Origin of the sequence: Pantoea phytobeneficialis, assembly GCF_009728735.1 — a bacterium.
Taxonomy (GTDB): Bacteria; Pseudomonadota; Gammaproteobacteria; order Enterobacterales; family Enterobacteriaceae; genus Pantoea; species Pantoea phytobeneficialis.
Window position 1 is genome coordinate 102303 of the sequence record NZ_CP024639.1, and the last position, 20956, is coordinate 123258.

18 protein-coding genes are annotated in these 20956 nt (G+C 49.8%); 12 read left to right on the forward strand and 6 right to left on the reverse strand.

The annotated features are described in order from the left end of the window. Positions 1-7: 7 nt before the first annotated feature. Entirely contained in the window at positions 8-241 is a 234-nt protein-coding gene (locus tag CTZ24_RS24480) for a plasmid partition protein ParG (protein ID WP_021186250.1), read from the forward strand. 2360 nt (positions 242-2601) lie between these two features. Then, on the forward strand, positions 2602-3681 hold the full coding sequence (locus tag CTZ24_RS24485) for a RepB family plasmid replication initiator protein (protein WP_021183835.1): 1080 nt from the start codon (positions 2602-2604) through the stop codon (positions 3679-3681). 600 nt (positions 3682-4281) lie between these two features. Here CTZ24_RS24485 and gstA read toward each other — a convergent pair. Further along, positions 4282-4887 carry a glutathione transferase GstA gene (gstA, locus tag CTZ24_RS24490; protein ID WP_208727039.1) on the reverse strand — a complete coding sequence of 202 codons (606 nt, stop codon included), beginning with the start codon at positions 4885-4887 and terminating at the stop codon, positions 4282-4284. Between the two features lie 129 nt (positions 4888-5016). Here gstA and CTZ24_RS24495 point away from each other — a divergent pair, with 129 nt between their 5' ends. After that, positions 5017-5907, forward strand: coding sequence for a LysR family transcriptional regulator (locus tag CTZ24_RS24495; protein ID WP_208727040.1), 891 nt, complete (start codon positions 5017-5019; stop codon positions 5905-5907). Positions 5908-6024: 117 nt separating this feature from the next. Here the strand turns inward: CTZ24_RS24495 and CTZ24_RS24500 are convergent, their stop codons facing one another. After that, a complete protein-coding gene (locus tag CTZ24_RS24500) occupies positions 6025-6693 on the reverse strand; it encodes a DUF3313 domain-containing protein (RefSeq protein ID WP_208727041.1) in 669 nt (222 codons plus the stop codon). A 118-nt stretch (positions 6694-6811) separates the two neighbouring features. Here CTZ24_RS24500 and CTZ24_RS24505 point away from each other — a divergent pair, with 118 nt between their 5' ends. After that, complete coding sequence (locus CTZ24_RS24505; protein WP_244634106.1) at positions 6812-7282, forward strand: hypothetical protein; 471 nt, start codon at positions 6812-6814, stop codon at positions 7280-7282. A gap of 376 nt (positions 7283-7658) precedes the next feature. Then, positions 7659-7943 (forward strand): hypothetical protein, encoded by a 285-nt coding sequence (locus tag CTZ24_RS24510; RefSeq protein ID WP_208727042.1) that lies wholly within the window; start codon positions 7659-7661, stop codon positions 7941-7943. 307 nt (positions 7944-8250) lie between these two features. On the opposite strand, the gene CTZ24_RS24515 is transcribed toward CTZ24_RS24510, so the two are convergent. Together CTZ24_RS24515 and CTZ24_RS24520 are read right to left on the reverse strand one after the other, a co-directional pair. Then, a complete protein-coding gene (locus CTZ24_RS24515; protein ID WP_208727043.1) occupies positions 8251-8874 on the reverse strand; it encodes a TetR/AcrR family transcriptional regulator in 624 nt (207 codons plus the stop codon). A gap of 79 nt (positions 8875-8953) precedes the next feature. Further along, positions 8954-9595, reverse strand: a complete 642-nt coding sequence (locus tag CTZ24_RS24520) for a TetR/AcrR family transcriptional regulator (protein WP_208727044.1) — start codon at positions 9593-9595, stop codon at positions 8954-8956. A 116-nt stretch (positions 9596-9711) separates the two neighbouring features. On the opposite strand from CTZ24_RS24520, the gene CTZ24_RS24525 reads away from it, so the two are divergent. The 7 genes from CTZ24_RS24525 to CTZ24_RS24555 all read left to right on the forward strand — a co-directional run bounded on the left by CTZ24_RS24525 (position 9712) and on the right by CTZ24_RS24555 (position 19887). Beyond that, positions 9712-10035 carry a hypothetical protein gene (locus CTZ24_RS24525; protein ID WP_208727045.1) on the forward strand — a complete coding sequence of 108 codons (324 nt, stop codon included), beginning with the start codon at positions 9712-9714 and terminating at the stop codon, positions 10033-10035. Further along, positions 10035-11372, forward strand: a complete 1338-nt coding sequence (locus tag CTZ24_RS24530; protein WP_208727046.1) for a hypothetical protein — start codon at positions 10035-10037, stop codon at positions 11370-11372. The genes CTZ24_RS24525 and CTZ24_RS24530 overlap by 1 nt, the downstream gene beginning before the upstream one ends. Before the next feature lie 29 nt (positions 11373-11401). Next, positions 11402-12871 carry a prolyl oligopeptidase family serine peptidase gene (locus CTZ24_RS24535; protein ID WP_208727047.1) on the forward strand — a complete coding sequence of 490 codons (1470 nt, stop codon included), beginning with the start codon at positions 11402-11404 and terminating at the stop codon, positions 12869-12871. Between the two features lie 310 nt (positions 12872-13181). Beyond that, positions 13182-14516, forward strand: coding sequence for a Fic family protein (locus CTZ24_RS24540; RefSeq protein WP_208727048.1), 1335 nt, complete (start codon positions 13182-13184; stop codon positions 14514-14516). Positions 14517-15231: 715 nt separating this feature from the next. Further along, positions 15232-17577, forward strand: a complete 2346-nt coding sequence (locus CTZ24_RS24545) for a membrane-bound PQQ-dependent dehydrogenase, glucose/quinate/shikimate family (RefSeq protein ID WP_208727049.1) — start codon at positions 15232-15234, stop codon at positions 17575-17577. Positions 17578-17720: 143 nt separating this feature from the next. Beyond that, on the forward strand, positions 17721-19070 hold the full coding sequence (locus tag CTZ24_RS24550; protein WP_208727050.1) for an NTP/NDP exchange transporter: 1350 nt from the start codon (positions 17721-17723) through the stop codon (positions 19068-19070). Further along, positions 19051-19887, forward strand: a complete 837-nt coding sequence (locus CTZ24_RS24555) for an aldo/keto reductase (RefSeq protein ID WP_021183849.1) — start codon at positions 19051-19053, stop codon at positions 19885-19887. The genes CTZ24_RS24550 and CTZ24_RS24555 overlap by 20 nt, the downstream gene beginning before the upstream one ends. On the opposite strand, the gene CTZ24_RS24560 is transcribed toward CTZ24_RS24555, so the two are convergent. Then, the gene (locus CTZ24_RS24560; protein ID WP_021183850.1) at positions 19884-20516 is read right to left on the reverse strand and encodes a hypothetical protein; all 633 of its coding nucleotides are present in this window, start codon (positions 20514-20516) and stop codon (positions 19884-19886) included. The genes CTZ24_RS24555 and CTZ24_RS24560 overlap by 4 nt on opposite strands. Further along, a complete protein-coding gene (locus CTZ24_RS24565) occupies positions 20516-20848 on the reverse strand; it encodes a helix-turn-helix transcriptional regulator (RefSeq protein ID WP_013512403.1) in 333 nt (110 codons plus the stop codon). Before CTZ24_RS24565 ends, CTZ24_RS24560 begins: the two co-directional genes overlap by 1 nt. Between the last annotated feature and the right edge of the window lie 108 nt (positions 20849-20956).

Sequence of the window (20956 nt, forward strand, 5' to 3'; positions counted from 1 at the left end):
GACGATTATGGCACTGCAAAAGAAGCATTCATCATCAACGATGACGTTTGGTGAACACCGTGACCTGAGTAAGATTGTCTCTGCGCCAGCACAACCAGGCTCAGATAAACAAAAGCGGGTAAACGTAAACTTCGACGAAGCCAAGCATGCTCGCTTCAAAGCGGCTTGTGCAAAGCGCGGCACGAACATTACTGTTGTTATTAATGATCTGGTAGATCAATGGCTTAGTGATAATGAGTAAATGAGCTTTTGAGCTTTTGAGCTTTTGAGCTTTTGAGCTTTTGAGCTTTTGAGACTGCCACACTACTCATATGTGTAAATGAGTTAATGCTCAAATGAATAAATACTTATTTGAGTAAGTGAGTTTCCATGTGTATGCTCGGGCCAACCGGTTATTCGTAACTCCTGTGTGATGAGCTTTTACTCAAATGAAAAAATGTGTATTTACTCATATGAGCTTATGTTGATTTACTCAAATGAGGCTATTCCTACAAGGTAGTTCTCTTCGCCCAGATTCGCTGATAGTACTACTAGTACTCTCCGCAGCACTCTGATTTCCGCGTGTGTGGACATGGTTTTTCTTGTATCTCACATGCAATACGCCCCCTTCATCAAACCTTTTGCTATCGCGTGGATGCAAAATCAGCTCGAAATCGTAGTGTCGGGCTTTCATTACGATAAGTATTTACACAAAACCTCACTTACTCACTTACTCACTTACTCACTTACTCACTTACTCATGATATTTCCCAATTTTCACACTGCAACCATTTATCCACCATACATATGTGTGTCCAGTGATGCCTCATCACGAAGATGGAATACAAAATGATCACAGCGGCCTTACGAGGTTAGATTGAATAGTCATACTCAAATGAGTAGTTGAGTAGTTGAGTAGTTGAGTAGTTGAGTAGTTGAGTAGTTGAGTAGTTGAGTGTGAACCGAGTTTTACATCACAGGAAGTAACTTGTTGTTCATTATCTGAAAATAGAATACGCATTTACTCATTTGTGTTTTTACTCAAGCATGACATCAATTGAGACCCATAAAAGATGAACCTGAAACAATCATCCTGCTTTTCTGAGGATGAGGGCCAGGGGAGGGCGGTAGCTGGTCAACAGCAGAATCAGCAGTAACCTCAATTTATAAAATTCATTCGTGGCTAGCGGAAAGTACGTCTCTGTACGAAAGAGCGAAGTGCAGCTGAGAGCTGTGGTAATCAAACATGTGACTAAGGCTTCATTGCGATCAACAGAGGAAAATTCGTGTAGTGAAAGCATAAATACGGAAAGAGTAACCAGAAGGAACACGTTAAGTGTGACAATCACATGACAATAGAACGCGAATTGATGGCTGCACTGCCATAGAAGGTCATTTAAGCACGCGGTCGTTAATTCCATACTGACCTGCTGATGTCAGCGTCTTAGATTCGGCAGCCTAAGCTCTACCAGTTGACGGCGAAGAGATTCATCCTGCGTAGTGGTAAGGTTGTGAACCGTGCTGAGTTCAGTGGATATATGGTGAAAATGAATGCGTACTACATCATCCTGTGCTGATCTCATCAGACAGGGAAAGGTGTTCACTTAGTACCTGAAAACAATTCGATCAAGTCCTGAGTTGTCAGATGAAAACCGAGAATCATATGACTACTATAGAGAGTAACTTTACTCACTACAGTGGTCTTCATTAACGGGGAATGGCGAGAACGGGTAGGGATTGGAGTGCTCTGCTGATGTTGGTAGTTTGAATCGCAGATGAGAATCAGTTTTCTATTACTCTCTATAGTAGTCAGACACTCACTACAGTGGTCATTAGTGATGTTGCTGTTGAGTCTGATGAGATGTACTTTCGATGTTGTACGGTCAAAGCGGATAAATCATCCCATCATTGAACCAGCGGATAGTTTTCGATGAACTGGCCGCCAGACAGAAGACAAATGTATGCCAGTGCAGAGACGCTTTTTCCTCATTATCCACAGGACAGATCCAATTATTCGATCCTAATATGATCCCAGTTAGATCCTAAACAGATCCCATACCTCCTGAAACCCTTGTCAGACATGGCCTGGATAGATGTTGATGACTGCTGTAGGGAGAGGAAAGACTGCTGTGTTGAGTTAATTGACTGCTAAAGAGAGTACTGATGACTGCTATGTTGAGCAAGCGATGACTGCTGTAGTGAGTAACTGTTTGATTTGGTTGTTTATAAGTCAAAATGCCTAAAATCCGCGCTAAGCTGCGTCCTTACTGTTATCAACGGACTGCCTGAGTTCTCTATAATTTGATTTCATTGAGTTATACACAGGCCAAAATCATAAAAATAATCCTCTAAAGCCATCCTCAAACTGGATCCAATAAACGATCCGCTAGTTAGCGCAGCAGTTTGACCGTTTTCGATTATCGTCAATATAATGATTTATAACAGATTACCCCCGGAAATGACTACTATAGAGAGTGAAGAAGACTGCTGTGATGAGTCAAATGACTACTATGGAGAGCAATTAAACTGCTGTAGTGAGTAGAATAACCGCTGTAGTGAGTGCTAGTATCCGAAATATCGAGTAACGGCGATCATCGCTTGTTCAGATCACGGATTTTTCAAATGCCGAAAAAAGAACAAGAAAACAAACTGATAGCTGAGGCTTTCAGTGAAACGGATAAACGAACTGGAGAGGTTGTTCACCTCACGCCGAACAGTAATAACACTGTTCAGCCGGTTGCATTAATGAGGCTGGGACTGTTTGTTCCGACCCTCAAATCCACCGCGAATGGCAGAAAAAATCAGTTATCCACTATGGATGTCACTGATGAGCTGAAGCAACTGACGATCGTTAAAGCCGAAGGGTATGAAAATATCAAGATCACCGGCGCGCGTCTTGATATGGACAACGATTTCAAAGCATGGGTTGGCATTATTCATGCGTTTGCCAAGTACAAAGTGCTGGGAGACAGTGTCACGCTGCCTTTCGTCGATTTTGCCAAACTCTGCGGGATCCCGTCACTTCGCTCTTCCGCTAAGCTCAGAACACGCCTGGAAGCCTCTTTGACGCGTATCGCGACGAATACCATCCACTTCACCAATAAAGAAGGGGAGTATTACGTTACGCATCTCGTCCAGTCAGCGAAATACAGCGTAAAAAATGACACTGTCACTTTGCAGGCGGATCCCAAGATCTTCGAACTGTATCAGTTCGATCGTAAGGTACTGCTTCAGCTTCGCGCAATTAACGAATTAGCCCGCAAAGAGTCAGCGCAGGCGCTTTACACCTTTATCGAGAGTTTGCCCCCGGATCCTGCTCCTGTGTCAATGCAGCGCTTACAGGCGCGCTTAAATCTTACTTCGCGACCAAACACCCAATACGCGACCGTCAGAAAGGCGATGGAGCAGCTCAAAGAGATTGGCTACCTCGATTACACCGAGTTTAAGCGTGCCAGCACCGTTTACTTCTCCATTCATTATCGACAGCCCAAACTCAGACCAGCAAACATCCCGCTGAGCCTGCCAGAACTCGGAGAAGACGATCTCGATAATGAGATCGATATCGTCCCGGTTAAGAAGAAGGTGAGGGCAAAAACGACGGTCAAGAAGACCAGGGAAGAGTCGGCAGGGAAGATGGTGATGCTTTCTGATGAGGAGTTGGCCATCCTGGAAACCATCAGGAAGACCAAAAAAGCTGAATAGTCCGTCAGCTGTCATGCGCTCAACATTCCCCTAACGCTGTAGTGAGTTTTACTCACTACAGCAGTCTTTTGTATTTCAGCCACTCAATAGATCCACGATCACAACTCGCTATAGCAGTCATATTCACTCACCATAGTGGTCATTTGGCACTTCTGAAAAGAAACCGCTGTAGAGAGAAAGAAGACTTCCAACTTGCCAGTAATGACCACTATAGAGAGAACGTATTGATGTTTTCAGGCCTCCCTTTGCACAACCCCCCTGGTAGTTACTAACCTGCGAGGCCTTTATATACTTGATGTTAGTGTTTACTAACAATGAGGGTTTCCTTATCAAGTGGATGTTTACTGCAAAAATTAAAACACGGGTGATATTGCTCAATTCTGGTAATTCTCTCTATAGCAGTCATACCTGAAACGGTCGTTACTCTCCATAGTGGTTATCCTGAAGAACACGCGTTACTCCCCACAGTGGTCATCAACAACAACTGACGATCTCACCTGTTCTTTGCAAGTCTTCCGGCAGGCTTCATCGTGGCTCCAATGTAACCTCGGGCTTTGAAACAAGATTCAGCTCAGGCGCGCGGGAAAGGTTCACGGGCCTTTAATTTGGGGCTTCAGCGCGTAATGCAGCCTGCACAGCAGGCCGCAAAGTAACAGAGGCCTGATAGGCCAATAGCGCAGGCCAGTTATGAAGTTCGATGGAGAACCATTTACACCAGCCCAGCACGGTGAAAAGGTAGGCATCGGCAATGCTGAACGATGAGCCTGTCAGACAGGTTCTTCCTGCGAGAGTGTCTTGCAGGAAATCGAACCGTTTGAACAGCTTTTCACGGAAGATATCTTTGGTGGTCTCGGGTAGCGTGGTATTGAACAGCGGTGCCGAGCCAGCGTGAATTTCAGTGGCGATGAAGTTCAACCATTCCTGTAATCGTAGTCGCTCCCAACTGCCTGCGGGCGGTGCCAGCTCACGCTCCGGTTTCAGGTCAGCCAGATACTGCACAATAGCCGGACCTTCTGTAAGTATCTGCCCATTTTCCAGTTCCAGCGCAGCGACATAACCCTTGGGGTTAATGGTGCGATAGTCTTGACCATCTACGGTCAGCTTACTTTTGTTGTCCACCCGGATTAGCTCAAATTCAAGCTCAAGTTCGCGCAGCACTATATGGGGTGAAAGCGAACAGGTGTTTGGGGCGTAATATAACTTCATGATATCTCCATAAATATTGAAAACAGTTTCGCAGTGCGCTACCTGCACTTGCAGTCACTGTGATTGAGTTGAGATATTCTGTAAAATTAATAGTTAATTAATGAAGTATTAGTTGAGCTACTGATCATCATGATGAATCTATTGCACTGGCGGCTACTGGTTGCTGTCGCCGATGCCAGCAATATCTCGCGTGCCGCAGAGGATGTGGGAATGACTCAGTCTGGTGCCAGCCAGGCTATCGCTCAGTTGGAATCATCACTTGGGTTCCAGGTTTTTACCCGTGAGCGACGGCAGATCACCGTTACCGCATTGGGCGAGCTGGTGGTTGAGCACGCAAGGAATATGCTGGTTCATCTGGAGGCGATCCGGGCGCTGGCCGATAACAATCGCGGTTTAAGCACTGGCCGCATTCGCCTGGCCAGTTTTCCCTCGGTCACGTCAACGCTACTACCTGGGTTGTTGCGGGACTTCAGGCGCCTGCATCCTGGAATTGAAGTTGTCGTGTTGGAGGGGACAGATGAAGAGGTGGAGGAGTGGGTGGCTGAAAGCACTGTCGAGTTGGGGATTGTCATGAACCCTGATTCTGGCCGTGCGGAAATGGTAATAGGGCAGGATGCCTGGGTCGCGGTCTTTCCAGCCAGTCACTTGCAAGCACGCCGTGTAAGAGCACAAGGTATTACGCTTGGGGAACTGGCCTCTCAACCCTTTATCCTCGCTACCGGTGGCTGCGCTGTAAACGGGAGAAGTTTGATGGAGCAAGCGGGTTTGCAGCTTTCAGACATACGCATGATGGTACGAGATTGGATCAGTGCCAGCAAGATGGTGCGCGAGGGGATGGGCGTAGCTTTGGTCCCTGAATCAACCCTTCCGGAAGATCGGCGTGGCTTGTGCGTGGTGCCATTGCTTCCTCCTGTCTGTCGTGAATTTGCGCTGGTTTGTTCACAAGCCGGAAAATCTTCCCAGGCAACTCAGGCCTTAATTGCACGGCTGCGCATATACAGCAAAGCAATGCACGATTGATCACCGTAGCGTCTTAAAGCGGTACGTGGAGCATTAGCACAACGTAAACTCCACGTACCGTGAGAACAGGGGCGTTGACAGTGGACTCAACTCCACGCAAAACACGCCATTAATTTGTTAATGGAGTTTTTCTAAAAGCTGTTCAGCCCCTTTGTCTATCCCGGTTTCAGCGGCACTCAACGAGCCAAAGGTGGCACCGACGTTCATTGCATTCGGATACTGTTCAGTGACGTAGGCCAGCAGAAGTTCGTTCGTCTCGGCGTCCTTTATCTCGACTGCATAGTTAACGTATCCGCTCATCAGCCCGCGACCGCCCCGGACAGACTGAACAATGTTGTAAGGTCCACCAGCCAGATCGAATTTCGTAAAGGTACCAACAACCTGCGGTGTCGTATCCGCACCGGTTAGCGTCAGTTTAAGCCGGAGGGAGGGGGACGTTTCTTTAGCAGCATCTACGACAAACTTTTCTGCCAGCACTTCGCTAAATTTTTTCTGCATATAGTCGGCGAGCTTACGCCGATCATCCGGAGAAAGATCGTTAAATTGTGCGTCACTTCCACCATAGATCTGCACGGGTTCTAACGTGATGCTGCGATATTTGTTCCAGTTTACCGGGGCCGCATAACGGAAAGGTATACGATCGCTATCCTCTGACGTATTTGGCGTCATCCGTGATGAAGATTCAATCCCAGAATACTTTACTGGGGAGGTGTCAGCGCAACCGACAACAGCGATAGCGGCGGCCAGAGTCACGGTACAACAAAATGGGCGGAACAATTGCTTCATATCCAGGCTCTCCAAAAATTTCTTTAAATGAACTGTACGGTATAGTTAAGATCGATTAACATGCCTAAGTCAAGAATATGTTTCAGTTCATTTCGGTATTTTTCTTTGCGGAGGTCATATGCTGAATATCCAGTCGCATCCCGTTGGTCGGTATTTAACTATCTGTTCTGCAAGCACAAAACAGCACGTTAATGCTCCAGAGCACCTCAGCACTTCGCAAGAAATTGCCGAGTCAGGATTCCATTGCGAACTGCCGTTCCGCTATATCGGCCTGCCTGTCAGGAGGAAACTCACCCGGATGATGCTCATGATGAAAAAAAGTGAGAGCAGGGCTTTGCAGCATTCAGGCAATCCCTCTTCTTATCGGCACGCGGTGGATTATGTACGCGGGGTAATGGACGCAGCCATGCTGCGAGGCGAACTGCGTTACCGGCCAACTGAAGAAGTGGTGCGTTTTTATCTTTCGCAGCTGAATGAGTTGAGCATTCTGCTGGCCGGATCATGCTGGACGAATTTCGAGTTGCGTTGCGAAGTGCGCCGCAGAACAGAGGTATTTATCGAAAAGTACGCAGCCGTTAGCCGGGGATAAAAATAATTCTGATGGTTAGCAGACTGCTGATAGTCGCCGGGGAAATGACGTACAGGGAGTGGGTCATAGATATGGCAATGATAACGGTATCCATCCTGATTCTCTGGCGAGCAGGCAGCAATGTCAGAGAGATTCGGTATATCCGTCGATTAGGCATAAAGCGGGGCAATTATTATGCATCCCGGGTCTGGGGGGCCCGTCTGCTACCCCTCATTGTTTTGCTGATGGTTGAGATCGTGGTGGTGCTGGTAGTCGGTGTTCTGACTGTCCTTAAGTTGAGAGAAGTAACGTTCTGGTGAATGACAGCCAGGGTTGCGGTATTTGCGTGCTGCCCATAAGGGTGAGTGATATTTCTTAACTCAGGAGAACCATCCAGATGAGAGACAAGTTTCTGACCTTAACGGAAGAAATGACATTCAGGGACTGGAGCATGCTGTGTGTACTTGTCACCACTGTCATTATCATGTGGTGGCGGGTGGGGAGTAACATCAGAGATGTCATCTATATCAGACGATTCAGAGCGCAGCGTGGCAGGCAATATGTATCCGGGGCCTGGGGAGCGCGCCAGAATTCCCTGATTACCCTGCTTGTTGCGGAAACACTGGTGGCGGTGGCCATCAGTATTCTCATCGCGCTGATGCTGGTTGGTGTGACATTGTAACGGTTGGACGCGATGATGTTGCCCGCCAGGTGCGGGCAACATCCGATCAAATATGACTACCGACAGACAAACAGCCAGTAAGAAGAATGACCGCCGCGCTGGTAAACAGGGGGAGAATGAAACGCATTTTATTTCCTTAAAAGAGAGAAACACACCCGCTAAGCAGCAGCGAGCCGAAAGTAATACCTGCCAATAACAGAACACGGTGCAACATAAGACAATCCTCATTAATGAACTGTACCGTTTAGTTTAATTATAATCTGTGGTCTGTCAATCGAATCATGATTTGTTGACAGACTTACATCCCTTATCTGACGTTCAGGGCGGTCCCTTGCAGAAATACCTGCACGGCATTTTCAACCATTGTGGCAACTTCTTTATCCGTATACACCGGCATCTGGCGTCGCAGAAAGAGTTCATCTGCTTCAGCCTTAACCAGGGCCGAAAACTGCTTTGCTCTTAACCCTGGGTTACTACGGGATAATTCCCCACTTTCCATGTATTTTTCCATCACCAGCGTCAGAGCGTTCATACTTTCCCGTACACCGGATTCATAAAAAAGCTCTCCGATATCGGAATGGCCGGCTTCGCCAACGACCATGCGGTAAAGTTGCATGGCCTTCCAGTCGGACGTCATGACACCCAGCATACTCTCACCGAACTGCTGTAGTTTATCCGCGAGGCTAAGAGATTGATTATCCGCACTGTACAGCTCATCAGCAGCTCGCGTGAGATAGTTAGTACTGAACGTTCTGACGACCGCCTCAAACAGGCTTTCTTTCGAGTTGAAGTAATTGTAAAGGGTGGCTTTTGAACAACCGGCGGTTTTTGCAACGCCATCCATCGAAGCCCGTTCATATCCTTGTTCAAGAAAAACGGAGGAAGCCGCGTCAAGGATCTCTTTTCTTTTTTGTTCAGTTAGCTTACGCATTGTTATCTCCAGGGTCAGAAAGACCACCTTAACAAAACCAGATGGTTCATTAAAGGATGAACTGCTCCGCGACGTTCCATCAGGCTGGCAACCAACCCATACCGCGTAACGTAATCTGGATGCGTCTTTTTATATGTTCTGCGATCACCTGTTTTTCTCTGAAGTCTGCTACACGCCGGTGTGGCATAAGTGCGCCGAAGACCACATCCATCAACATCCCGGCATAAACAGCCGCATCATCCAACGGCAAATTTTTCTCGCTGGCGGTACTCTGTAACCAGTCCATGAGCATTTCCCTGGAACTTACCGCCCTGGTTTCATAGAGATAATCGGAAAGCTCAGGGAACAGGATTGATTCGCGCGTCATCAGCCGCAGGATCGCTTCACGCTCCAGAGATTGTTCTTCGCTGACGTCGAGGCGAAAAATTCGAAACAGAGACTCGTCCAGCGCGCACTGTTCATCCTCGGGTCTGGGCAAATCAAGCAACAGATGGCGATGCTCGCTGATCACCGCGGCAAATAAGGCCTGTTTATCGCTGAATACCTCATACAGCGTGCGTTTCGAAACTTTTGCCCGCCGGGCCACTTCTGCCGTGCTGGTATTGGCAAAACCCAGTTCAACGAAGGCGCGATAGGCACTTTCAATGATGACCTGACGTCGGCTGGCGGCATCCTGGGTTCTGGGGCGACCGCGAGTAGGCAGTGAGTCACTACTTTTCATGTTAACTGTGGGTTCCGTTAATCTTCGTCACAATTATGGTACTTGATGAGTACCATAAAAAGGTACAGGATATTTTTCAGCAAAGGCAGATTTTAACGTAACCCTGGAGAACATCCATGAAAACGGAACCGTTTACTCACACCTCCTCCGCCATACGTGATCCGCAGATTTTAAAGGTGATCGCGCAGATGAATGCACGAAGGCCGCATCCGGATGCGGCCGCATTTGCCGGACCGGGCGCACCGGACCCGGACATGTTTGCCGATTATGGCTTCTCGATTCATCCCGAGCAGGGCGACCTTATTTATCTGGGTGGTTACGTGCTGAATGATAACGCGGAACCTGATTTCCTTGCGTTTATCCGTAATCCGGACAACGGATTCATCTCGGTTACGCTGCCCATTAAGCGTGGAACTGAACTGGCAGTGAAGGTCGGATAATGTCGATGTTTACCCGACGACATTTCCTTCAGGCCGGTGTAGGGCTGGGGGCTGCCGCGATGTTGACGCCTGGCTTTTCCGCTTTCCTGTCCGGCAAAAACCATCGGCTTAAGGTGGGCGTGGGACGGGCAAATGTGGTTCTGACCGGGTTATATCCGCTGGATGATTTTGTCGGTGAACACGATCCACTGGCTACCCGTGTATTGCTGCTGGAGCAGGATGGCCAGCGTCAGGCCATTGTCGTAGTGGACCTGACTTCACTGACACAGGATGTCATTGTCCGGTTCAAGTCTATCCTGGCAGAGGTCAGCGGTGTCACCGCTGTGAACACCATCATCAACGCCAGTCATTCCTTCTCAACACCGCATATTTTTACCGGAGCCTCAGCAGCGGTGCTAGCCGCCTTTGAGAATGCCGTGCGTAGCGCAGCAACACAGGCGGTCAGTTCCTTACAACCCGTACAACCGGGTATCGGTAATGGCCTGAGCAGAATCGGCGTCAATCGTAATATCAATACCCCTGCGGGCTGGTGGCTTGGCGCTGACGATGCGGGTTATAGCGATCCTCATGTGGGGCTGATAAGTCTGAATACGGCAGACGGCCATCCGCTGGCGATTCTGATCAACTATGCCGTGCAACCGGCGGTGATGGATGCATCCGAAAGAGCAACCGGGGGCCGTCTGGTCAGTGCGGATCTGGCGGGAGCGACCTGTCGTTATGTCGAAAACCATTACGGCAGTGGCACGGTGGCGTTTTATCTCGTGGGCTGTGCCGGGGATCAGGTGCCTTATCTCCAGGCCAGTCGTCATGTTGTGTATACAGATGGCAGCACCGATCGTATCGATATTCACGAAAAAGGTTTCGCGTTGCTGGATTCATTCGGACAGCGGCTGGGAGACGAAGTTATTCGAATCGCTGATGGTATCAGCCCTCAGCCAAGTGGCATCTTCAGAGTCGAACGGCAGAACATTACCGTCAAATCGCAAAACTTCTCCCCCCGGCACGCACCAACCGGTCCCGTTAAGGCATTTGATTATCAGGTCAGCGGTGTCAGCAGCCTGCCAGTGGTGATGATGCAATGGGGAGACAGCGTATTAGTCGGTGTCCAGCCGGAGTTCTCTGCCAGCCTCGGTGCACATATTCGTGCCGAATCCCCTTTCGCACAGACCTTTGTGATGACCATGGTGGATGGTGCGGCCAAATATCTCCCGGACAGCGACAGCTACGACCGCTTTACCTATGAAGCTCGCTCTTCACCTTTTGCACCTGGCGCCGGTGAAGTGGCAGCCCAGGCCATTATTAAACAGTTAAAGCAGATGCGGGCGTTACCTGCATGACGCGCAACCTTCATTCAGGAAGATAAAATATGGCAAATATGTCACGAAGAACTTTCATGGTGGCCGGAACCGCGCTGGCCGGAGCTATCTCTGCGGCAGGGATATCCCGTGAGGCGGTGGCGGCAGATAAAAATGGATTTATGGCGGCATCGGCAAATGCGACGAGCAAAGACGATGGCGTGAAAAAAGGACCCGGTTTACAACGTATTTTCGCACTTTGCGAAGTCACGGGGGGTGGGGAGAAGATTTACGGCATTGCCGCTGAATATGACGCAGATATCGATCCCACCAGCCTGGCGCTCACCACGTTTAAAGCGGGGGTAATACCGGCAGCCGAGGGATTCTTTGCCGGTATGCCCAACGAACCCGACAAAAATGCCACGCAGGCTAAGCCCTTACCACGCGCCATCACATCAATTTACACCCATGCCGAACCCGCGTTGCTGGCAGGACAATCCAGCGTAACCGGACGTTATGTGATTGTCGAATTCGCTCATGATCCGGACCTTAGCCTGTCGACCCAGGACAGCGATATCGTATCGCTGACGCAGGTTAAGAACGTCAAGACCCTCGCCGGTCATGTCTATGCCGCCAGCAATACGCCGTGGAGCAATGTCGCTGCGCGCGGCAACAACGTTGTTATTCGGGGCGTTGATGAGTGGGAGCAACATCACTGGTGGTGGGATGACACCCGCTCGGCGTGGCTTGAATACAGCATCTATCTACCGAAATCATTCCTCAAACCGGGTGGTGAGAACAAGGCATATCCGCTGGTACTGGCCATTACGCACTCCGGCACCAGCTATGATGGCACCTGTGCCCAGACGCTGACTGAGCAATGTATTGCGTCGATCTGGAGCATGCCGGAAGAGCAGGACTTACATGAATGTGTGGTTATCACACCGCGTTACGAGCGCACCACCATGAACGATTACTGGGAGCACACCAGTGATGTGGAGAATACCTGGCGGCTGGTGCAATCCCTGCTCAGTAACACCTGGGACTACGGTAATCCGAATCTCGAAGATCGTGCCGACAAGGTGCTGAAAATTGATGCATCGCGGGTGTACTGCACCGGATGGTCTATGGGGGCCATGACATCGCTGTGGCTGATGGCGAAACACCCGGAAACCTTCGCCGCCGGACTCATCATTGCCGGGCAACAGCGCCCCAAAGATGTTGCGACCCTGGCGAACCAGAAATTGCTGATCATTACCGGGTCTGACGACAACAAAGCCACGCCGTGGAATGAAAAATGTGTGCCCGTGTGGGAGCAGGGTGGCGCGAAGGTGACTCGCCCGAGTGAATTGCTGGATCCGACACTGATTTTCCCGGTTAACAATCAGCAGGCATTAACGGAGCAGGTTAATCATTATCTGGATCAAGGCGGGAACATTACGTTTTTGACCTTCAAAGGTGTTGATCATATGGCCTCGGCACGCAAATTCTTCTATATCAATGCCGCACGGGCGTGGTTGTTTAAACAACAAAAGGTGTAATTATCAAATCGGATATAGACGGTTTACTGGTCCTGCCTTATGCCGATAAGCGCCAACAGTGACAGTATGAAGCAGGATATGTACGTCATTGTGGGCCGTAAATGTAGTGGAGGTGGGCCGATAAAGAGGCTTCTGGGCTGTAAATATTGTCATGATGGGCCGAAAAGGCTACTGATGGGCCGTAAATTCTGCTGTAATGGACCGAAAACAATATCGATGGGCCGTAAATTTTATATATCGGGCCGTAAACCTATCTGCAGGAAAGGTGTGTCAGCAAAGCTGATGTCATTTAGCGGCAACTGGAGAAACAATGGATTTGAAAAATGAGATTTTGGTAGCTGTGGCTGTCAGTAACATACCTCTCAGTTCCGGTGAACTCGCGCTGTCACTAAAAATTGGCAAATCAACCGTTAAGCGTCATGTTGATACTCTGCTTAAAGAAGGCCGCCTAATAAAGGTAGGGACAGGTAGGGGAACCCGGTACAGAACTGATGTAGATTTACGGCCTGTTAACTTGCAAGATGACGCAAATGCGGGGCTTGAACAGCCATCCAAATCTTCAGTATTACTTAGTTATCTTCAGGCTCCACTCTCCGCAAGAGACATTACTGGTTATGCGAGAGAGTTTGTTGATGATTATATTCCAAATCAATCCTCTATACTGCCAGCAGCCCTTGCGGAAACCTTGAGACTGGAAGGACAGATGGGTGGGCAACAACCTGCTGGTACCTACGCTCGTAAAGTTCTTGAGCAATTACTGATAGATTTGGCATGGTCTTCATCGAAACTAGAGGGAAATAAGTATTCGTTACTAGCGACAGAAGAACTTTTTAAAAGTGGAACTGAAGGCGCTGACCTTGATGCAGTTATGCTGCTTAACCATAAACAGGCAATTGAGTTCCTGGTAGATGCGGTTCCTGATTATGGGCTTACTGCACCGGTAATTAGCAACTTACACTCTATTTTAATGCATGATCTTCTGTCTGATTCTGAAGGGTTGGGTACCATAAGAACAAAAATTGTGAATATTAGCGGTACAACATATACACCTCTACAAGCCCCTTTGATTCTTCAGGAAATGTTTGACATAATTATCGCTAAAGCACGTATAATAAAAAATCCAGTTGAGGCGGCTTTTTTTCTCTGGGTTAACATGGCTTATCTCCAGCCATTTGAAGATGGAAATAAAAGAACCAGTCGACTTGCAGCTAATATTCCACTGATGATTTATAACAGTGCCCCATTATCATTTCTCGATGCTGATGTAACTGATTATGCTTATGCAATGATGGGTGTTTATGAAAAGCAGGATGTGACACTTGCTATTGATTTATTTGTACATTTGTACAGGCGTTCGATAAAAAGATATCGTGTCACTTTGGATTCTATGGGGGTTCCGGATCCGTTCAGATTACTCCATAGGGAAGACCTTAATATCGCAATACGGGCTATTGTTGTAGAAAGACGAGATATTGAATCAGTACTCACATCGCTGGGAATAAATGATGATGAGAAAGAAAAATTCAAATCATTATTGGTTGATGAACTCCGCGTATTGCAAATTCATAATTTTGCACGCTATCGGTTGGGCATGAGAGAGGTTGAACAATGGATTAACGAGGGCCGTCCTATCATAAATCTGTGAACTGATGGTTTTTTGCGTATCAATTGCTGGCTGACGAAAGAAAAGTGTAGGGTTATGGAAAAATACTATGAATTGTAGCTGCACATAATGCTTATAGATGTAAGCTCTTAAGCACTCTCGCAAAAAGAGCGCTAAGACTAAGTGAAATAATATCCCTACTCGACATCATCTCTCTATCCATTTTATTGCTATGGATTAGGGGCGATCGCTAAAGAACTGACCCGGTTTGCCCATATCACATTTCCAGCATGAAGAATGATATTCATCTCTTACCTTGAAACGCCTTAACCTACGAAAGCTCAGCAGCAAAACCAAGCGATTGGAGAATTCGCTCACGGCCTAATGGATTTAATGTACCGGATGGTCAATTGTTCGGATGAAAATTCATATCAGCCGAACGGTTATCACATTGAATACCCCCACAAAAAATCTCAATAAAAACCAAATTAATCATGTGGTTATGTCTATTTTTTATCTAAAAAACATATTGACAGCCCTGTCCCTGCATACCTAGATTATAAAGGCATGCTGCCAAATGTTACAACAACAATCTTTTAATGTTGCAGGCATGTAAGTGTGCTGGTGGCACAAATTCTTACTTCTCGCGCCTGCAAGATTCCACACCACCAGCCTGTAATCAACTTACTCATTGAGCTTACTCATGAATTCATCACTTGAAGGAAATACCAGGATCTCAGGCTGGCGAGGATGGTGCATGTTGGGATTTGGCGTTTTGCTGATTCTCACCGGTGCCGTTCTTGCCATACCGGGTTTTAAACTGGTTCGACTCTCCGGCAGTCCCTACTACCTGGTGATGGGGGTAGTGTGGATCGTCGCGGGTTTACTGGCGGTTTTACGTCGTGCGATCGGGTTGTATCTGTACCTGCTTAGCTTTATTGCCACACTGGTGTGGTCACTGTGGGAATCGGGCCTTGACGGGTGGGCGCTGGTGCCACGCCTCGATCTGTCCCTGTTATTCCTGATTATCACTGTGGTGCTGATGCCCGCCCGCCGCACAGATGGATCACGCGCTTATCGACGCTATGGGGTGGGCTTGCTGGTGGTGACAGTGGTGGGGCTGGCAATCGCCATCCCGCTGGCGCAAAAGCCCTATCCGGTTGAAGCGGCGACTACGCCAGTTGGGAATTATTTTGACAATGTCACTACGCCAGCCGCGCAGGACTGGCCGACCTATGGTGGTGGTCAGGGTGCACAGCGCTTCTCTGCGCTAACGCAGATCACCCCGCAAAACGTCAGCCAGTTGAAACGCGTCTGGGTCTATCATACCGGTGAAGCGCATACGCCGAACTTTGGTAACGAGCTGACCCCGATTAAAATTGGTGATGTGGTGTATGGCTGTACCATCCGCCATAAAGTGTTCGCGATCGATGCCGCTACCGGTAAACAGAAATGGATGTTCGATCCTAAAACCCCGGCAGAATCCTCCCCGCCCAACTCGGCCTGTCGCGGCGTGGCTTACTATGAAAACCCTGCCGTCCCTGCCGACCAGGCCTGCTCGCAGCGCATTATCGTGGGTACCCTGGATGCCAAACTGGCAGCGGTGGATGCCCGTACCGGTGAACTGTGCCAGGACTTTGGTCATCACGGCTTTGTCGATCTGATGGATGGCATGGGCAAATGGCCTGCGGGTATCGTTTCCGTCACGGCGGCACCGACGGTAGTGAAAGGCGTGGTAGTCACAGGCCAACAGGTGATGGACGGCCAGCTCCGCCACGCACCTTCTGGTGTGGTGCGCGGCTATGATGCCGTCACCGGTCAGTTGCGCTTCGCGTGGGATATGGAGCAACCGGATATCACCACCACACCGCCGCCGGGTAAAACTTATTCACTCGGCACGCCGAATATGTGGTCCACGGCGGTGGCTGATGAAAAGTTAGGGCTGGTGTATCTGCCAATGGCCAACTCGGCGGGAGATTACTACAGCTCCACCCGCACCCCGGAAGAGCGTAAATACAGCTCCTCGATTACCGCGCTGGATGTCACCACCGGTAAACCGCGTTGGGTGTATCAGTTCGTGCATAACGATGTCTGGGACTACGATACCCCTGCGCAGCCGAGCCTGGTGGATTTCCCCACCGACAAAGGTTTGGTACCGGCGCTGATTGAAACCACCAAGCAGGGTGATCTCTGGGTGCTGGATCGCCGCACCGGCCAACCTTTGCACAAGGTTGAGGAGCAACCGGCACCACAGGGCGGCGTGGAGCCAGAAGAACGGGCGAAAACCCAGCCACGTTCGCTGTATAGCCACACGCAGAAACCCGATCTGACTGAAAAAATGATGTGGGGTGTGTCGCCTATCGATCAACTGGTGTGTCGTATCCAGTATCGTGAAGCGAACTATCAGGGCATCTTTACGCCACCGAGCGCGGATAAACCCTGGATTGAATATCCGGGTAACAACGGCGGATCTGACTGGGGCAGCATCTCGGTTGATGTGCACAATGGCGTCATTATCTCCAACTACAACGATCTTCCCAGCTATTCGCGTCTGGTGCCGCGTGCCAAAGATGACGAAATGGGCGTGTTCTGGCTGGGTGACCCGCGTTATAAGACCCCCCCACCGGGACGCAATCGTCCACAGGCTGGTCTGCCCTATGGTCAGGATGTTAACACCGGCTGGGTATCCAATATCGGTGTGATCTGTAAACAGCCGCCGTTTGGCATGATTAAAGCCATCGATTTGGCAACGGGTAAAACGCTGTGGGATCGCCCATTGGGCACCGCAGAACGTAACGGTCCCTGGGGGCTGCACTCCATGTTGCCGTTGCAAATCGGTCTGCCGAATAACGGCGGGGTGTTAACCACGCAAAGTGGCCTCGCGTTTGTGGGGGCGACCACTGATGATTACCTGCGTGCGATAGACGTGAAGACGGGCAAAACGTTGTGGAAAGATGAACTGCCGGCGGGTGGTCAGGCAACGCCAATGACTTATGAGGTCAACGGTCAACAATTCCTGCTCATCATGGCGGGAGGCCATCACGGCATGATGACGCCGGAAGGCGATGAAGTCATCGCTTATGCCCTGCCTGACAAGGTCTGAGTTTCCCTCCCGTTAAACGACCTGCTGTGAAGCAGGTCACACTTCCTTGACAGTGAAAACCCACTTACCTAGATTATCTAGGCAAGTGGGTCATCCGGCTTGATACCTGATGACATGGAATCATTATTTATCCAGGAGTCGTTATGGGCAATCAGCCGACTGAACCTGTCCGTCAGTCAAAGGTGCCTTTCTGGTTACGTCTGGCACCCGTCAAAGCAGAGGAAGTGAGTGCGCTGCTGGTTTGTATGCTCTACATCTTCTGCGTGTTATCTGCCTATTATGTCCTGCGCCCGATCCGCGACACCTTTGGGATTGATGGCGGGATGCACAATCTGCAATGGCTGTTCTCTGCCACGCTGTTGGCGATGCTGGCCCTCAATCTGCCGTTTGCGGCATTGTCACGCAAACTTCCGCGCAAAAAGCTCATTCCTTTGGTGTATCGCTTTTTTATCAGCCATTTACTGATTTTTGCCGTACTGAAGTTTTATCTGCCGGTGGATGCCCAGGTGTGGCTGGGGAGAGTGTTTTTCGTCTGGCTTTCAGTCTTTAACCTTTATGTCGTGTCGGTGTTCTGGTCACTGGTTGCCGATATCTTTTCGCGTGAGCGTGCCAGCAGGCTGTTTGCCATGATGGCTGCCGGGGCCACGTTGGGGGCGATCGTCGGATCGGCCACCACCGCGTTGCTGGTACATCGTTTCAATACCATCGGTCTTTTCGTGTTGGCAGCGGTGTTGCTGGAATGTGCCGTTGTCTGCGTCAAGCGGTTGAACAACGTGACGCACCTGGCGGATGAAGCCAATGATGGGGCAGTCCAGACGCAACCGCTTGGCGGAGGGGTGTTCTCAGGCATTGTGCGCATCGCGCAATCACCGTATTTGCTGAACATCTGCCTGTATATGTTGCTCTACTCGGTCACCTCGACATTGATCTATTTCCGCCAGGCCGACCTGGTACACCACCTTTTTCAACATGACAGCGATCGTACCGCCTTTTTTGCCACCCTGGATTTGGTGGTCAATGTGCTGACGCTGGTGACGCAGTTATTTATCACCAGCCGCCTGATGGCGCGTTATGGCACTAAGTTGGTGCTCGGTCTGTTGCCAGTTATCACGCTGCTGGGATTTGCCAGCCTGTCGATCTGGCCGGTGGCTGCTTCGATTGTGATGTTCTCGGTGCTCAGGCGCGCCAGTAATTTTGCCCTGGCGCGCCCGGCACGCGAAGTGCTGTTCACGGTGTTAAAACGCGAAGACAAATACAAAGCCAAAAACGTGATCGATACCGCTGTCTATCGTACCGGCGACCAGGTAGGGGCATGGAGTTGGGCAGCCATGAATGCGGCGGGTATGAGTGGCGGCATGCTGCTGTGGCTGGCCTTACCCCTTTCGCTGATCTGGCTGGTTAACAGTCAGTGGCTGGGCCGCAAACAGATACAGCTTGAAGAGAAAACCTTTTATCCCCTCAAAGAGACATTGCATGAAAACAGTCACTCTTAACGGTCAGACAGTTCCCGCTATTGGTATGGGGAGCTGGCATCTGGGCCAGGGCAGGCACAGCGCACAGGCGGAAATTAATGCGTTACGCGCCGGTATTGATAGCGGGCTGAAAGTGATCGACACCGCCGAAATGTACGGTGATGGCCGTTCTGAATCACTGATTGGCAAAGCGATAGATGGTTTGCGCGATAAGGTGTATCTGGTGTCAAAGATCTATCCTTATCACGCTAATCGTCTGATGATGGAGCGCAGCTGTAATGACAGCCTGAAGCGACTCAACACCGAATGCCTCGACCTCTACCTGCTGCACTGGCGTTTCAGCAGCATGCTGTCTGAGGCGGTGTCCGGTTTTGAGAAGTTGAAACAACAGGGGAAAATCAAGGCGTGGGGCGTCTCCAATTTTGATGTCAGCGATATGGAGGATCTTTTCGCTACCGAGAATGGCGATCGCTGTGCAACCAATCAGATTTTCTATAATCCGGCGAGTCGTGGCATTGAGTTTGATTTGATCCCCTGGTGTAACCAGCATCATATGCCGATGATGGCCTACTCCCCGCTGGGTGGTGAAGGGGCATCGCTGCTGCGCCATCCGTTGATCACTCAGTTGGCGGCCAAATATCAAACCGGTCCCTCCACCATTCTCCTCGCCTGGGTGATCCGTAACGGCAATATGATCGCCATACCGGAGTCAGGGGAGGCGGCACATATTAAAGAGAACGCCGCCGCGCTAAGCGTGCAGTTACAGCCAGCTGACCTTAACGTCATGGACGAAGCTTTCCCGCCCCCTGGGCGTAAAGTCCCTCTGGAGACACGTTAATGCTGTGCGGTTTTCTTCCACAGCGCGCACATACTGCGGCTGCGTAATTTCAAATGAAGCATACGTGCGGCGAGGATCACCACCGCCGCCGATTCGAAAGAATGGTAGTAAAGGGAGCTGTTGGGGGAGCTAAAAATGTTCCACAGCAGCGCCAGCAGCAGGGCGCATGACGTCGTCTGGCAGGCGATCATCGGGGTACACAGCCAGTGATAGAGGCGAACCCCTTCCAGCTGATTGCGATGAATGGCCAGCAGACCCGCCCAGGTGACACAACCGCTCAGTGCGGCGGTGATCACCGCAGGCCCACCGTGGTGATTGGTCAGGCAGGTAAACACGGCAAACACGATGGCGATAATGATGCCGAGATTGATAAACAAGGTGTTGCGCAGTTTGCGCGTGATTAATACCACGGCAAATTCAGCGGCCAGATTTTGCGGGGAACCAAAACGTTGCGTCACGCGCAGGGCCGCTTTTTCTGGCGTATCGTGGCTGCATTCCACCGCTTCATAGAAATGCTCACTGATCTCCAGACAGATGTTGTCTGCATATTTCTGCTCAAAACTGAGTTCATGCTTTAGCTCCAGCAGATAGCGTTGCGCAGGTTCTGGCAGTTCAGTCAGCGTGGACATTATGACCTCTGTAATAAAGAGGAGACAGCCAGGGAGTAGCTATCCCAGGCTTCGCGTTTTCTCACCAACTCCTGCTGACCTTCTTTGGTTAGTTGATAAACGCGACGTTTCCGTTTGGATGGTGCGATCTCCCACTCTGCGCCAATCAGGCCACGCTGTTCCATGCGGTGCAGAAGGGGGTAGACAGTCCCTTCCTGGAAGGAGAGGACGCCATCCGTCAGCTGATGGATCAATTCAATTAATGCGTAGCCATGACTGGGACCACGCTCCAGCGCGGCAAGTATGACCATTTCAATATGGCTCTTCAGATTGTCGTCAGCACTGCTTCTCATGGTCATTTTCCGCTTACAAAGATAGATACAAACTTCGCCATTATCTTAGCTTGACTTAGGCTGCCTTGATACCTAGTTTATCTAGGTATGATAATGAAACCGGATGGC

What these genes read in the sequence shown, in the direction of transcription:
- CTZ24_RS24480 (WP_021186250.1), top strand. Translation starts at nt 8, where the DNA reads ATGGCACTGCAAAAGAAGCATTCATCATCAACGATGACGTTTGGTGAA.
- CTZ24_RS24485 (WP_021183835.1), top strand. Translation starts at nt 2,602, where the DNA reads ATGCCGAAAAAAGAACAAGAAAACAAACTGATAGCTGAGGCTTTCAGT.
- gstA (WP_208727039.1), bottom strand. Translation starts at nt 4,887, where the DNA reads ATGAAGTTATATTACGCCCCAAACACCTGTTCGCTTTCACCCCATATA.
- CTZ24_RS24495 (WP_208727040.1), top strand. Translation starts at nt 5,017, where the DNA reads ATGATGAATCTATTGCACTGGCGGCTACTGGTTGCTGTCGCCGATGCC.
- CTZ24_RS24500 (WP_208727041.1), bottom strand. Translation starts at nt 6,693, where the DNA reads ATGAAGCAATTGTTCCGCCCATTTTGTTGTACCGTGACTCTGGCCGCC.
- CTZ24_RS24505 (WP_244634106.1), top strand. Translation starts at nt 6,812, where the DNA reads ATGCTGAATATCCAGTCGCATCCCGTTGGTCGGTATTTAACTATCTGT.
- CTZ24_RS24510 (WP_208727042.1), top strand. Translation starts at nt 7,659, where the DNA reads ATGAGAGACAAGTTTCTGACCTTAACGGAAGAAATGACATTCAGGGAC.
- CTZ24_RS24515 (WP_208727043.1), bottom strand. Translation starts at nt 8,874, where the DNA reads ATGCGTAAGCTAACTGAACAAAAAAGAAAAGAGATCCTTGACGCGGCT.
- CTZ24_RS24520 (WP_208727044.1), bottom strand. Translation starts at nt 9,595, where the DNA reads ATGAAAAGTAGTGACTCACTGCCTACTCGCGGTCGCCCCAGAACCCAG.
- CTZ24_RS24525 (WP_208727045.1), top strand. Translation starts at nt 9,712, where the DNA reads ATGAAAACGGAACCGTTTACTCACACCTCCTCCGCCATACGTGATCCG.
- CTZ24_RS24530 (WP_208727046.1), top strand. Translation starts at nt 10,035, where the DNA reads ATGTCGATGTTTACCCGACGACATTTCCTTCAGGCCGGTGTAGGGCTG.
- CTZ24_RS24535 (WP_208727047.1), top strand. Translation starts at nt 11,402, where the DNA reads ATGGCAAATATGTCACGAAGAACTTTCATGGTGGCCGGAACCGCGCTG.
- CTZ24_RS24540 (WP_208727048.1), top strand. Translation starts at nt 13,182, where the DNA reads ATGGATTTGAAAAATGAGATTTTGGTAGCTGTGGCTGTCAGTAACATA.
- CTZ24_RS24545 (WP_208727049.1), top strand. Translation starts at nt 15,232, where the DNA reads ATGTTGGGATTTGGCGTTTTGCTGATTCTCACCGGTGCCGTTCTTGCC.
- CTZ24_RS24550 (WP_208727050.1), top strand. Translation starts at nt 17,721, where the DNA reads ATGGGCAATCAGCCGACTGAACCTGTCCGTCAGTCAAAGGTGCCTTTC.
- CTZ24_RS24555 (WP_021183849.1), top strand. Translation starts at nt 19,051, where the DNA reads ATGAAAACAGTCACTCTTAACGGTCAGACAGTTCCCGCTATTGGTATG.
- CTZ24_RS24560 (WP_021183850.1), bottom strand. Translation starts at nt 20,516, where the DNA reads ATGTCCACGCTGACTGAACTGCCAGAACCTGCGCAACGCTATCTGCTG.
- CTZ24_RS24565 (WP_013512403.1), bottom strand. Translation starts at nt 20,848, where the DNA reads ATGAGAAGCAGTGCTGACGACAATCTGAAGAGCCATATTGAAATGGTC.